At 55.7% G+C, this 13,202-nt stretch carries 14 protein-coding genes; 10 read left to right on the top strand and 4 right to left on the bottom strand.

The window, feature by feature from the left end; all coding sequences use genetic code 11:
* The first annotated feature begins 183 nt into the window (after nt 1-183).
* Entirely contained in the window at nt 184-618 is a 435-nt protein-coding gene (locus P0120_00210; protein ID MDF0672752.1) for a CBS domain-containing protein, read from the top strand.
* 64 nt (nt 619-682) lie between these two features.
* On the opposite strand, the gene P0120_00205 is transcribed toward P0120_00210, so the two are convergent.
* The 3 genes from P0120_00205 to P0120_00195 all read right to left on the bottom strand — a co-directional run bounded on the left by P0120_00205 (nt 683) and on the right by P0120_00195 (nt 2,101).
* Entirely contained in the window at nt 683-1,195 is a 513-nt protein-coding gene (locus tag P0120_00205) for a MogA/MoaB family molybdenum cofactor biosynthesis protein (protein ID MDF0672751.1), read from the bottom strand.
* Between the two features lie 89 nt (nt 1,196-1,284).
* On the bottom strand, nt 1,285-1,611 hold the full coding sequence (locus tag P0120_00200; GenBank protein MDF0672750.1) for a (2Fe-2S) ferredoxin domain-containing protein: 327 nt from the start codon (nt 1,609-1,611) through the stop codon (nt 1,285-1,287).
* A gap of 46 nt (nt 1,612-1,657) precedes the next feature.
* Nucleotides 1,658-2,101: a gamma-glutamylcyclotransferase gene (locus P0120_00195; protein ID MDF0672749.1), complete on the bottom strand. Its 444-nt coding sequence runs from the start codon at nt 2,099-2,101 to the stop codon at nt 1,658-1,660.
* Nucleotides 2,102-2,301: 200 nt separating this feature from the next.
* Here P0120_00195 and P0120_00190 point away from each other — a divergent pair, with 200 nt between their 5' ends.
* Nucleotides 2,302-2,748, top strand: coding sequence for a hypothetical protein (locus tag P0120_00190; protein MDF0672748.1), 447 nt, complete (start codon nt 2,302-2,304; stop codon nt 2,746-2,748).
* Nucleotides 2,749-2,780: 32 nt separating this feature from the next.
* Here the strand turns inward: P0120_00190 and P0120_00185 are convergent, their stop codons facing one another.
* On the bottom strand, nt 2,781-3,140 hold the full coding sequence (locus P0120_00185; GenBank protein ID MDF0672747.1) for a Rieske 2Fe-2S domain-containing protein: 360 nt from the start codon (nt 3,138-3,140) through the stop codon (nt 2,781-2,783).
* Between the two features lie 117 nt (nt 3,141-3,257).
* On the opposite strand from P0120_00185, the gene P0120_00180 reads away from it, so the two are divergent.
* The 8 genes from P0120_00180 (at nt 3,258) to P0120_00145 (ending at nt 13,074) form a co-directional block, all read left to right on the top strand.
* On the top strand, nt 3,258-3,803 hold the full coding sequence (locus tag P0120_00180) for an HNH endonuclease (GenBank protein ID MDF0672746.1): 546 nt from the start codon (nt 3,258-3,260) through the stop codon (nt 3,801-3,803).
* A gap of 225 nt (nt 3,804-4,028) precedes the next feature.
* Nucleotides 4,029-4,688, top strand: coding sequence for a bifunctional precorrin-2 dehydrogenase/sirohydrochlorin ferrochelatase (locus P0120_00175; protein MDF0672745.1), 660 nt, complete (start codon nt 4,029-4,031; stop codon nt 4,686-4,688).
* Nucleotides 4,689-4,700: 12 nt separating this feature from the next.
* Entirely contained in the window at nt 4,701-5,009 is a 309-nt protein-coding gene (locus P0120_00170; GenBank protein ID MDF0672744.1) for an MTH1187 family thiamine-binding protein, read from the top strand.
* Nucleotides 5,010-5,311: 302 nt separating this feature from the next.
* Nucleotides 5,312-8,170: a response regulator gene (locus tag P0120_00165; GenBank protein ID MDF0672743.1), complete on the top strand. Its 2,859-nt coding sequence runs from the start codon at nt 5,312-5,314 to the stop codon at nt 8,168-8,170.
* Nucleotides 8,171-8,255: 85 nt separating this feature from the next.
* Nucleotides 8,256-9,620: an outer membrane protein transport protein gene (locus P0120_00160; protein MDF0672742.1), complete on the top strand. Its 1,365-nt coding sequence runs from the start codon at nt 8,256-8,258 to the stop codon at nt 9,618-9,620.
* A 707-nt stretch (nt 9,621-10,327) separates the two neighbouring features.
* Nucleotides 10,328-11,101 (top strand): DsbA family protein, encoded by a 774-nt coding sequence (locus tag P0120_00155; protein ID MDF0672741.1) that lies wholly within the window; start codon nt 10,328-10,330, stop codon nt 11,099-11,101.
* Nucleotides 11,102-11,554: 453 nt separating this feature from the next.
* Nucleotides 11,555-12,775, top strand: coding sequence for an alpha/beta hydrolase-fold protein (locus tag P0120_00150; GenBank protein MDF0672740.1), 1,221 nt, complete (start codon nt 11,555-11,557; stop codon nt 12,773-12,775).
* Nucleotides 12,772-13,074 carry a hypothetical protein gene (locus tag P0120_00145; protein MDF0672739.1) on the top strand — a complete coding sequence of 101 codons (303 nt, stop codon included), beginning with the start codon at nt 12,772-12,774 and terminating at the stop codon, nt 13,072-13,074. The genes P0120_00150 and P0120_00145 overlap by 4 nt, the downstream gene beginning before the upstream one ends.
* Nucleotides 13,075-13,202: the final 128 nt, after the last annotated feature.

The following is a 13,202-nucleotide window of genomic DNA, read 5'->3' as shown; positions in this document are numbered from 1 at the left end:
GCTGGCCACTACGCATGTCCTACTTTCCCCTACTCCGCAGCTTTGCGGCGAACACTCCGGCTCATGTGAGCGAACAACCTCGCACGTTCCACTCATTCATGATAATCTACGCTGGACCGAACGAAGCCGGCGTTCGAGCGTCGGCAATCCACTACGACAATATGAATATGAAAGGGGGAGGGAATGCCTACAGTTAGTCAAATTGCGAACAAGAGTCCAAAGTCCATCGGACTGAAGATGTCGATTGCCAGTGCAGCCAGGACAATGCGCCAGGCTCGTGTGGGATCGCTGTTGGTAAAAAAAGGCAAACAATTGGTCGGAATTGTAACGGACACCGATATCGTGCGCCGTGCGGTCGCGAGCGGCAAACCATTGGGCAAGTTGACGGTCGAGAAAATCATGACGGCGCCGATTTGCACGATTGAGGGGAGTGAGACGGTCGATGATGCCCAAGACATGATGGCTGAATTGGGTGTGCGCCATCTGGGCGTCACCAAAAACGACGAGATCATCGGCGTCGTCTCCGTGCGCGATCTGCTGCGGCATTACAAGCGGTACGCTCAGTCGAAGATTTCGACAGAAGGGATCTACGAGGAGCCGAAGATTACTCAGGATTGAGTCAGGAATGAGCGGTGAGGACTGAGATGAAAGCCGACGATCTTGCGGCCCTCAGTCCTCAACCCTATTTTGTGAGTTCTCTGACCAGGTGGCCCAGCTCTGGAAGGATGAGTTTTTCCATCGCGAGGCGGACGGCGTTTTCCGAGCCGGGGATGGAGAAAAGCACGCGACCGTCGATAATGCCGGCAGTGGCCCGGCTCATCATGGCTGATGGCCCGATCTCTTGATAGGTGAGCAACCGAAAGATTTCGCCGAATCCATCGAGCCGCTTTTGTAACATTCCGTCCAGAGCCTCGAAGGTCGAATCGCGTCGCGAGATTCCTGTGCCACCGTTGACGATGATGACCCGCACTTCCTCATTGGCTGTGCTTTGAGCGATCCGAAACTGAATCTGCTCCGGCTCGTCCCTGACGATATGATAGGCGGCGACACTATGGCCTTGCCCTTCAAGCAATTTCTGAATCAGTCGTCCGCTGCTGTCGGTTTCAGGCGTACGGGTATCGCTACAAGTGATGACGACGCACCCGATTGAGCTGGGAGCATGGTCCTTGTGCTCCTGATGGCTTGGTGTGGTCATGGGCTAAGGGACACGCTATCAGTAATCAGGTCGAGCAATCAAGCGGCAGTCTCATCTGACCGTTCGAAACGGACCGTCGATGACGAAGGTTATTTCCACACGGAATCCGGATTCAGCGTCGCTGCCGGTGTTCCTTTCGCGACATGTTCATCAAGAATGGTGACGACGTCCGCCTCAGTGACCTTGGAATACCAGGTGTTGTCCGGATAGACGACGACCGTCGGGCCCTGCTCACAGGGGCCGAGGCAACCTGTGGCGCTCACGAGGACTTCTCCGGGTGGGACGGATCGCTGCATCAGTCCCATGTTGAAGGCCATCAGCAGCTGCGCAGCACCGGCCGACCCGCAAGACGGTTTGGGGTGGCCGGGGGGACGGGAATTGGTACAGACAAGAATATGATATTTTGGTTTCGGCATAGTCTCCTCAATAGAAAATCGACATGGAACATGTCGCGACGGCACGTTAGCGAGGCCGATACGACTCCCACTCCTGGATCACTTCCTCCGGAAACTTCCACTGTTTGAGCCCTTTGAGCACCCAGTCCAGATAGTGGTCTTTGGGCTTAAACTTCCCGATCGGGTTTGCTGCGTAGGTGGTGACGAGTTCTTTTTCTCCGCTCGCTGCCGAGACGGTGACTTGGAGGTGGCGGTACGCTCCTTGCGGCACGTCCTGCTCAAACTGATCCATGATGTTCACGTCTTCGTCCGTTACTTCAAACACGCCGCCCCAGGTCCTTTCGCCTGGTGAAGGCACGATACTGACGAGTCCGCACCGCCATTGTGACGACCATCGGCAAAATTTGACGGTATGGTCCGACAGGGTCGCGAGATAGAGAAATCTGTGTTCGGGGGCTCGCCGCTTGAGTTGTGAGGGATTGAGGAGATCACCGTACAAAAAGAACTTCATGCACCGTACTCATGTTGTGCCGACCGCCTTGAAGCTTGCTCGTACTTGTAACACACCGGCTTTTCACCAGACAAGCGGCACTCATCTCGCGACCAATTCTCGACGCTGCATTGACATGGCGTCTAGGCCTTTCCTAAGATGCCGTGCAGTCAACAAGGGTCCTCGACTCTTGGTCTCCGACACGACGACAACACCCCGGCATGACTGACAGCAGTACCTTCTCTCGATCGCCCGGCATCCACCTCATCCGCTACGCAGTCGCTGCAGTCCTGCTGCTGGGTGGACTCTACTATGCATGGACCACGCTCCCGTCGACAACTCCGTCGAGAGACAAGCGAGAAGCTGAGGCATTGACCTTGGTGCAGGGTCATCCGGCAATTGGACACCCGACGATCCTGCAAGCCATGAACGAGCATGTCCGTATCATGAAGGATCGCGGGCAGGGGGTTCGCCTCGGCGAATGGCGAGTCAAGCATGTCGAGGGAGATATCTACGAGATCCGTGTGCAGCTTCGCGATCAGGGGGTGCGCGGTCAATGGTTCGAGCGAGACTTCATCTGGCATGCGCATCTCGAACTTAAAAAGGTCAATGCAGCCTCTTTGCCGGCGGATGGAGTGACGCCGAAAGGGACCGACAGTGACCCGTGAACCGCTCCTTCGCCGCATGCTCCATCACAACGTTAAGCCGGTCCTCTGAGAACCGGTGGAATGGCGATCTGAACTTCATCGCCTTGGATCTGAACCTTGCAGCACGCGACTTGGAAGTTCGGGTTGCCGACTCGTTCTCCTGAAATGACACTGAATTTCCAGCCGTGCCAGGGGCATTCGACAACCGCCTCGCACAGTTTCCCTTCTCCGAGTGGACCGCCCGCGTGGGGACAGGAGTTATCGACCGCATAAAAATTTCCATCCACGTTGAAGACCGCAACACAAATCCCGTCGACTTCCACGGTTCGTCCCGTGCCGGGTGGAATCTCGTGTGTGAAGGCCACTTTGACGAAATCGTTCATCATGGTCATCTCTTCATCGGTCCGCCCCATGCGGCATCAGAAGGGCGCTTGCTTGATTTCAACGCCACCTTATGGCATAGAACTATCAGCCTCTAGTCCTGAACAGTCCCTGGCCGCTGTGGAGGACGATTGGGGTGAGGTTCCTTTATGGAAATGACCCTCCTGCTCAATGCGACCTATGAACCCCTGCGGGTCGTACATTGGCAAAAAGCGATCGCGCTTCTCTGGCAAGGGAAAGTCGAAGTCTTGGAGGTATACGACAGGGAGATCCATGGGATTTCCCTATCGATCAAACTTCCAGCCGTGATGCGGCTGCTGAAACTGGTTAAACTGAAAGACAGTCATCGTGCCGTCAAGTTTTCCCGCATCAATATTTTTACGCGAGACGGGTACTGTTGCCAATACTGTAATCACAGGTTTCGGACGGAAGAGCTGACGTTTGATCATGTCGTGCCCATCGCCAAGGGTGGGAAAAAGACATGGGAAAATATCGTGACTGCCTGCTGGCGATGCAACAATCGGAAGAGTGGGCGTACACCGGAAGAGGCAGGCATGAGGTTAAAAAAGCGGCCCATGAAACCTCGATGGAGCCCCGTCATTACTATTACCATCGGCATTCGCAACACACCGGAAAGCTGGCGTGATTATCTCTATTGGAATCTGGAGCTCGATGCAGATCCAGCCGATACGTAACGCGCAGCCTTGAAGTAATCGTCGACAGCCAATCGACCAGAAAGGGCTCTCTCCGGCAAGTCTTCCAAGACCACGCACGAAGTTATTCCAGCCTTTCAAGCCTGCTGCATTATAGCGACGGACTGATCAAAAGGGGAAATGGAGTGTGGATTCCTGAAATCCCTCTTGCATGACGGAGGTCCATTCTCGGATACTGAGCCATTCGATCGAAACGGGAGTTGCGTCATGGCTGCCAATCCTGGTTTTCCCTTGGTCTTGGACGTGAGAGGCTGGCCGGTTCTGGTCATCGGTGGCGATGAGGAGGCATCGGAAAAATCTCAACGCCTGCTTGAGTCCGGTGCCCGGGTCACGGTGCTCAGTCCTACGCTGAACGAACCGCTACGCCTGCTGGCGGCTTCGGGGAAAATCATCCATCGCGGACGACTGTTTCGGGAAACGGATCTCGAACACGCTATTCTCATTCTCAATACTATTCGAGGCGATCGTGACTTCGCTCAGATGTTGTCGGCCAGAGCCCGAGAAAAGCGCGTACTGCTCTGGTCGGTAGACTACCCGGAGGCAAGCAGCGTCACGATGCCGGCAGTCGTGGCAGTGGGACATGTGCGAGTCGCGATCAGCACAAGTGGAGTGGCACCGGCCCTTTCGGGGTTCATGAAAGAGGATCTGGAACAGATCCTCGATGCAGAATTCATCGAGTTCGTCGAGTGGCTTGGGCATCTGCGTGAGCAGGCCAAGAAGAATGAGCCGGATTCCGAAAAGCGACGGGCACTGCTCCGCGACGCGTTGGACGGGTTTCGTTTCCTCGGCAAGGTAGGATATCCCAAAGTATGGGCAGAGAGGCGCACTGAGGCCCTGACGAACAAACAATCTGATACGGAGAAATAAGAAGGAGCATCGATGGTTCTACTGGAATTCAGCATGTCGCCCTTGGGAAAAGGCGAGAGTGTCGGGAAATATGTGGCCCGTTCCCTCGATATTATTGATAGGAGCGGAGTCGCGTATCGATTGAACCCGATGGGAACGGTCTTAGAAGGCGAATGGGAGCAAGTCTTCTCCGTGGTGCAGCAATGCTATGAGCGGATGAAAAAGGATTGCAACCGCGTTTCCTGTACGATCAAAGTCGACTACCGAAAGGGCTATTCCGGGCGTCTCCAGAGCAAGGTTGCCAGCGTCGAAAAGAAGCTCAAACGATCAGTTAAACAATAAGGAGGTGCACTTTCCGGTGCTCTGCTGTAGACCTCCTACGCATCAAGAGGTTCAGCTCCTCAGGCATTTCCCCCATCTTTGGACCGGCTTCCCCCCACTGATGCAAGGGGGCAACCCTTCGTATTGCAAAGCTCACGAAGTCGCCATATACTCCGCCAGCCATACGTGCTATTCCTGCAGGTGAACGCTGCAGGTGATCAAGACCTGTGGCCCTGTTCCGTCCTACGACCTTTGCAATGACTGCGCTGGAGGCGCCACCGTCCACTCCGCCACATAGACTTGTTGTCTTAGGGGATGACGCCATGACAAGCAGCACGATCGACATCGTCGAAGCCAAGATCGTCCCGAACATCGAACTCCTACCAAAAGATCGAACCATTCTTGAGCAAGGCGCAATGGCCTTTCGCCCGTTCGGTTTGGATGAACAGGGTCAAACAATCCGAGACCTCAGCGGCGTCAGCATCAGAGCGGTGACGGTCTTTTTAGAGAAGTTGGTCACGTCGGAAGGACGCGCGTCTGCTGGAAAAGAAGCAAGCGAGGAGTTGTGCCGCCTCTTGAATGACCGCATCAAGGATCCCGTCTATCACGTGACTCCGGAATTCTTGAGGAACCCCTGGAACAGTTACTCGTACGAATTCACCTCGTATTTGTATGAGTTCTGTGAACGGATCTCGGGCGACCCCCGCTTTGCCTTCAAAGCGGGGGCGGAAAAGGTGTCTCCCATCATGCTGGCCCTGACTCGTCCCTTTTCCCTGTCGCAGATCTACACGATGTTTCCCTACTTTGGGAATAAGTTTACGTCTGGATCTGTCGAGTTCCGCGTGGTGGAAGTCACGAGCAGTACGGCTGCGGTGGGGATGCGGTTCACTGACCGGACGCTTCGACAGTTCGGGCCCTACCGCAGGCGCTGTGCTTGCCTAGTCTGTCAGTCTGCCCAGGGCATCATGGTCGCAATGGCTGATCGCATCCACGGTCTCGCCCAGGCGGAAGCGATCGAGACCTCTTGCATCGGCAATGATGATGAATGGTGCCAGTGGACGATTCGATGGCAGGAAGAGAGCCGGTATCGGAAGCGATTCTGGCGAGTGACATCACCCCTTGAACAGACACGACCGACTCGACTGAGCAGTGAGTCGGTCGTCGGCGGAGAGAGTGCCCAAGAGGCACAGACTTCGGCAGAGACCCGTGTCGAGCCTTCGCCCCATGTGCAGCAGAGTGTTACATGGTTTTTATGGGGAGGGCTGTTGGGTGTTGCTCTCATGGCGGGAGTCGGTGTGCTCAATCCGGCGGTGAGTCTCGGCGAGGTGTTGTTAGTCGGATTGTGCCCGATCCTCGCTGTGGGCATCATGGTCAATCGACGGCTTCTTCGTGAGAGCGAGCGACGCGAGGCCTTGATCCAAGAGCAGATTACATTCGTCGAATCCAGGCATGAGGAATTGCGCGAAGCCTATTTGGAACAAGAGCAGATGCGGGTGGAGCTGCGCCGGAAAGTGGCCCAACTCACGGCGCTTCATCGAGCTGGGCTCTCATTCGGCTCGACCTTCGAGCGAGATGCTCTCTTGCATCAGGTGTTGGAAGCCTTGACGCACGAGCTCAACTACAACAGCGCCATGGTGTCCATGTTTGATCCCTGTGAAAATTCCGTCCAACATATCCGTCTGATCGGCGCGCCTCGGGAGGTTGAAACGTTCGCCCAGTCCTGTCGGATTCCAATCACCGATCGCGAGAGTCCAGAGGGGACAGTGGCCCTTCAAGGACGCCCCCTGTTGGTCAAGGATATCGAGTCGATACGGCACAGCCTTCATCCCCTCAATCAACGCTTAGCCGAATTGAGCGGGACCAAAGCCTTGGTCGTGGTTCCCATCAAGACCAAAGACCGTATCTGGGGGATGTTGACGGTCGATCGCTCGCACAATCAAAGCGTGACGGAAGACGATTTGGAACTGATGACGACGGTTGCGAGTCAAGTCTCTATTGCCTTGGATAACGCGTCAGCCTACCAGCAGATCGAAGCGTGGAATCAAGGGTTGGAGGCCAAAGTAAAAGAGCGCACCGAAGCCCTTGAGCGGGCCGACCGGTTGCGTGCGCAATTCCTCTCTCATGTGTCCCATGAATTGAGAACACCGCTTACCTCCATCAAGGGATTCATACAAAATCTGCTGGATGGACTGACCGGACCGTTGAACGAAAAGCAGCAGCGGTATCTTGTGCGTATGTCAGAAAACTCTGATCGGCTGGTTCGTATGATCGAGGATCTTCTCGATCGCACCCGTATCGAGACCGGGCGCTTGGAAGTGCATCCGGCCGATGTCGAGCTCGAACCTTGTCTTGCCGAGGTGATCGAGCAACTGAAGCCGCTGGCTCAAGCAAAACAACACGCACTGGAATTCCGTTGTGCCGACACCGAAGTCATCGTATGGGCGGATCGCGATCGTTTGATTCAGACGGTCGTCAATCTGGTGCAAAACGCCATCAAGTTCACCCCGCCGGGCGGAACCGTGTCGGTCGCCTGCGAGTTGCCGAATCACCGCAGGGCAACCGTTCTGGTTCGGGACTCGGGGCCCGGTATTGCTCCGGAATACCTTGACAAGATTTTTGAGCCGTTCTTCCGCATCCAACAAGGCCAGCGCACGGCTCCCAAAGGGTTGGGACTTGGACTTTCAATCGTGAAAACGCTGGTGGAGTTGCAAGGAGGAGAGGTGGCGGCTCGTAATCGACCAGAGGGCGGCGCAGAACTATCCTTCACGATTCCGATCCATGCCGTGAAGGAGCCACTGTTACTTGAGTCGCATTTCAGAGGCCAACACATCTTGGTTGTGGATGATGATGTCGACATTCAGCAACTGCTTCATGACCGGCTGAAGGCAGGCGGGTACCGGACATCCGCGGCGTTCGACGGCCGCCAAGCACTGACGATTCTCCAATCACAGGAGTTCGATGGGATGATTCTCGATATTGGAATCGGTCAGGTCGACGGCCTGGAGGTGCTACGACGGGTGCGCCTCACGAATCAATACCTTCCTATCATCATGATTACGGCGTCGGGATCCCAGGAACTCGCCGTGAGGGCCATCGGGTTGGGAGCCCAGGCCTACCTGCTCAAGCCATTCGACGCGGACCAGCTTCAGGAAACCATGGAGCGGTGGTTCCGACGTGCATGATCCGGATACGAGGCGGGCTCTGAGCCATTCGAGATTGCGCTGCGGTGGGCGACGGCATTCCTCTCGGAATAGCAGGCAGGTTCCTGTGCATTGGGGGCTCGCGTTTCTGACTCTTGTCCTTATCTCTTACAGTTCATCCTCTGTATCAGCTCAAGTCCCCCGCGTCTATGGACAGGGATCGGCTGCGTCCGGGATGGGTAATGCCTTCGCCGCGCAAGCAGACGATCCTTCGGCTCTTCATTACAACCCAGCTGGGATGGCGCAGCTTCGGGGAGTGCAAACGATGGCCGGCTTAACCTTCGTTGGAGGGACTACCGACTTTACAAGTCCGACCGGGATCTCGGTCACGGGGGACCATAATGGCGCCTTCGCATGGCCTGGTCCAGGCCATGCCTATATCACAGCGAATCTCCAAGGCCTTGGTGTTTCCCTGCTCGAGAAACTGACGGTAGGGGTAGGGGTGAACACCCCCTTTGGCTCGGTGATGAGATGGCCTGATGACGGTCCCTTCCGAACCGTGACCACATTTACCGCATTGCCCATGTTCGACATCAAGCCCACCTTTGCGTATCAACTGCTCCCAAACCTCTCGATCGGTGTGGGAGCGGACATCTATACCTTTGCGAGTTTCTTCGGCGAAGGGCAGGCAGAACGGCAGTTGATCTCGCCTGGCGGATTGGCGCCCGCTGGAAGCCAACTCGAAGTTAACGGAAAAGGCACGGCTCCTGGATTTAACATTGGAGCATTGTATACGGCACTCCGGAATGGAGAGGGGCAACCGGTGGCGAACGTCGCCGTGGTCTACAGAAGCCAAGCGACGCTCCACCTGGACGGGGCCTTGTTGGTCAACGGTGTGAAGGTCCAAGATGCGACGACGACGTTGGTGTTGCCTCAGGTGATTACAGGTGGAATCGCGCTATGGCCGGTTCGGAACACAGCACGGGAGTGGAAAGTCGAATTGAACGTGGACTATGTGGGTTGGAAATCGGTCCAAAATCTGGATATCCATCTGGCTAACGGAACCGTCATTCCGCAACCACAAAATTGGACGGGCACCTACGATATTTTGATCGGGACGGAGTATCGATGGATGAAGATCGATCGGCTGCCTGGCTGGGAAATCGCGCTACGCGGCGGCTATACCTACCAGCAAGCGCAGGTACCGGACCTCAATTTCAATCCCGGGGTTCCATCGGCCGATCTGCATGTCATTTCAACCGGTGTTGGGTTGCACTGTCGGAGAAATGGATCATTCTTTGGCCTGATACCCTGTGGTAGTTTGGGCGTAGGATCGGTAAAAGCAAGACTGGTCGGCGTGGACTTGTCGTACCAGACGTTCTTTTATGAGCCGCGAACGATTTCTGGAAATACAGGGCCTCGTGCCGTGGTGAATGGACTCTACAATACCACCCTGTACGCGGGCGCATTGTCTGTCCGAGTCAGTTTCTGATTGGGGCCTTCGACAGTGATCTTTGTAGACATGCGCTAACACGGGCCGAAGACTGTGCCTGCACGCCGATTTCGAGAGCCCATACCTCATCATGGTTAAAGTATCGCAACTACCGTTACCGCGATAGTTGCGTTCGTAGCACACAGACCCCCGACTCTTTTCGACCCCGACCCTGTACATGCCTTCGGACTCTTTTTACTGTCCCTCTTTCACCTCGGAGCCAACGTCTAACAAAACGATTCCCGATAGCTTTCGTCTCCTGGTTGTATCTGTTTTGATACCGTCAGCTATCCTTTTCGATACACTCTTCTCGCCTGAGTTCTCTTCCAGAAACAGCACATCCATTCGTATCGTTTGAACAAAGCAAGGAACACTTCTAAGTAATTGTCCCGGCATATGCGTTGCAGTCTCACTGCAATGTAGCGCGCGTTCGGATCGCGAGACTGCAAGTGTGTTTGCTGTAACAGAACAGACGTTCGGATTGCGAGCACCTTAATAGAATGTGAGAACCGGTTCGTCCATTCACCCGCATTGGGAGAGGGATATTCTCTGTCACACACGTAAGGAGATTCATGATGCACACAGGCAAATCGGGATTGCGGTCCTCGATATATTCAGGTGGCGCTCTGAATGCGAGTAATGGTGATGGGTGTCGGTGGACCGACCAACCAGATCGAATCGATAAGAGGCTGAGGCGTAGATGGCTCGTGACAGCGTCTCGGGCTATGGTGGAGATGACCCTGGTGGCCGTGGTCTCTTGTGCCGCCTTGCTCTCCTCACCGGCCTTCGGGCAGTCCACGGCCTCAACGCCCGACCCAACATGGCGGCAATCGGTCGAACACGTGATCGAGTCGTACATTCGGTCACATCCCGAGATGATTGAGCAGACGCTTCAGGCGTTGGAGGCAAAACGCCAAGACAAAGCACAAACGAGTGTGAAACAGGCGATCGTCGCGCATCAGAGCGAATTGCTGCACGATCCCGCATCGCCGGTGAGCGGCGATCCGGCCGGTGACGTCACGGTGATCGAATTCTTCGACTATCGCTGCGGATTCTGCAAACGGGTCGCCGGCTCCGTCACGCAGTTGCAGAAAGACGACGCGCGCGTGCGCATTGTCTACAAGGACTTTCCCATCTTAGGTCATGACTCGATACAAGCGGCGAAAGCGGCGTTGGCGTCCCGGGCACAAGGCCGGCATCAAGCGTTTCATGAAGCCCTCCTCGCGGCGAAAGGCGATCTATCGAAGGAGCATGTGCTTCAGATCGCGAGCGAGGTGGGCTTGGATGCCAAGAGACTGGAAACGGACATGGATAAACCTGAATGGCTCACGATCATTGAACGTAACCGGGAGCTGGCCAATGATTTACGCGTCACGGGCACCCCGGCATTCGTCGTGGGCAACGAGTTAGTGCCCGGTGCCGTTGATCTGCCGGTGCTCAAGGCTCTCGTCGCACGAGCCCGCACGCGAGCATCACACTGAGCGTGAACGGCTAGACCTGAGGCACGACAATGTTTGGTAGACCGTGCCAAAGACGGCCCGCGTACGGGAAGCAGAGGTACAGCTACGAGATGAGCTTGTTGCTGATAGCGAGGTGTGAACGTGCTCGAAGCCAACATGAGACGCCCGCAAAAGTGAGGCGTGGAGGTCCGGTCAGATGATGCTGAACACATCAGTCTTGGCTTGATTTCGATCTCAAAGGAGGGTGTTATGAAGTACCGGGTGAATACTTCAATTTGCTTCCTTATCTTTTTGTTCTGTCAAAGTCAGGTTGGCTTGGCGGTGAGTCCTGTAGATCCTAATCAACCGGGTCCGCCCTCTTGCGGAAAAGACGGCATTTGCAGGATAAACGAGTGCAAAGCAACCCCCGATCCCGATTGTAAATTGACGAACGGCTCACCTAGTCATCCGCCCATCCCCACAGATGTTCAACATTTGGCAAATCAGCCAGAGGACAGCAAGAACATATCCGGCAAGGCGCCGACGAACAAGACCTTGGCGAAGGAAGCGTGGCAGAACGATGCGATCTATGGCGTAACCATCGGTGAGGATTCCGATGATCCTTGTTATATGGAAATCAAGTATCGAGACCTAGCAACCCTGGAGACGCAACCGAGTTTAACCTTTTCGGGATGCGCCGGGCATAAAGTCGGCGACCTTCTCACGGCCTCGCTGCCGAGCGGCGTTTTTGCAACCGGCGTACGCATTTGCTTGAACTCGGATGGCGATAAATTGAAAGGCATTCAATTGATCGGCGCCTACGACGACTGCGTGCTTGGCGCGGAAAGCGTTCAGGTCCCGAATTCTTGCAAAATGTATAATTTATCCGGGCTTGAGTACCGTATCTGCGATCCCGATGGGCCCCCTTTCAAACCGCTTTCATGCAATATTCCTATCACCAAGTTCGTCGAACGGCCGAATTGCCAGGGATCGAGACATGACGAGCCGGATAACGATTGGGAAAAGATCGCATCTTGTCCTCCCAAGATGGTAGCAACCGGCATGAGGCTCAGAACCATCGATGGCAGCGGCAACCGCACGATGATCGACGGCGTCGCTCTGGAATGCGACACACTCCTTCCGCCAAGGGTCCCCGTCCCATCTGGGAGGAGGACCGAGACTCTCCAGGTCGATGGTCAGGAGCGTTCCTTTATTGTCTACATACCAGAAGGCGTCCGGTCGACCGATAAGCTCCCAGTAGTCCTCATGTTCCACGGCGCCGACGTCGCCAACGGCGACGCCGAGCAATTCTATAACATGAGCGGCTGGAAGGAGAAGGCCGATCGCGAGCGCATCGTCGCGGTATTCCCCTCCTCGCTTCAGTACGACTGTGTGATCCTTAACGGGGAGCAGATACGGAATCAGGACAGGTGGAACGACGATAAGGCGGAGCCTTGTGGAGCGACCGATGTGCTCGCGGACGATGTCAAGTTTGTCCGCCGGTTGGTCGATTTCCTCCAGAAGCACTATCCCACGGATCCCAAGCGCTTTTATGCGTCGGGCTTCAGCAATGGCGGCAGCTTCACCGCCAAGTTGGCCATGGCGCCCCCAGCCTCTTTGCCGCGATCGCTGCATCGGCCGGTAAACTTTGGGATACGACGCTCGTGCCGCGCGAGATCATTCCGTTTTACTCCTCGGTCGGGAACGAGGACATGAGAGCCTTGAACGGCGTGGCCCTCCCCTTCCCAATGACCCGTGAGGCGATGAGTCTTCCCGCTGTCCAAGCCGTTGTCTCCACGATGCTGGACAAGTTACGCCTGCGTCCGAGGTACACCTTGAGCAATGTGGCCCATACCAGCGTCGCAGTCTACAACCAGAGCCTCACGGAACACCCGGAAGAATTCCGCTTCCTGGTGGTGGAGGACCTCGGACATCAGTACGCGAATGGCAAGAACAACCCCGTGGTCTACGCAGACATCTTCTGGGAGTTCTTCCAGCGGTTCGCGCGTCCGTAGAGCCTTGGGGCTCACTCCAAACAGAGCAAGGGGACAGAACAATGCGATCAGACACCAGTGATTATGCCTGGCTCGGCGCTAACGTGACGGTGGAGAGGGATGCCGCAAGAAAGCGCGGCGGCTCTCAG

It is taken from the genome of Nitrospira sp. (assembly GCA_029194675.1).
Taxonomy (GTDB): Bacteria; Nitrospirota; Nitrospiria; order Nitrospirales; family Nitrospiraceae; genus Nitrospira_D.
Note: the sequence above shows the minus strand (reverse complement) of the source record. Positions and strands in the feature narration are given on the sequence as shown.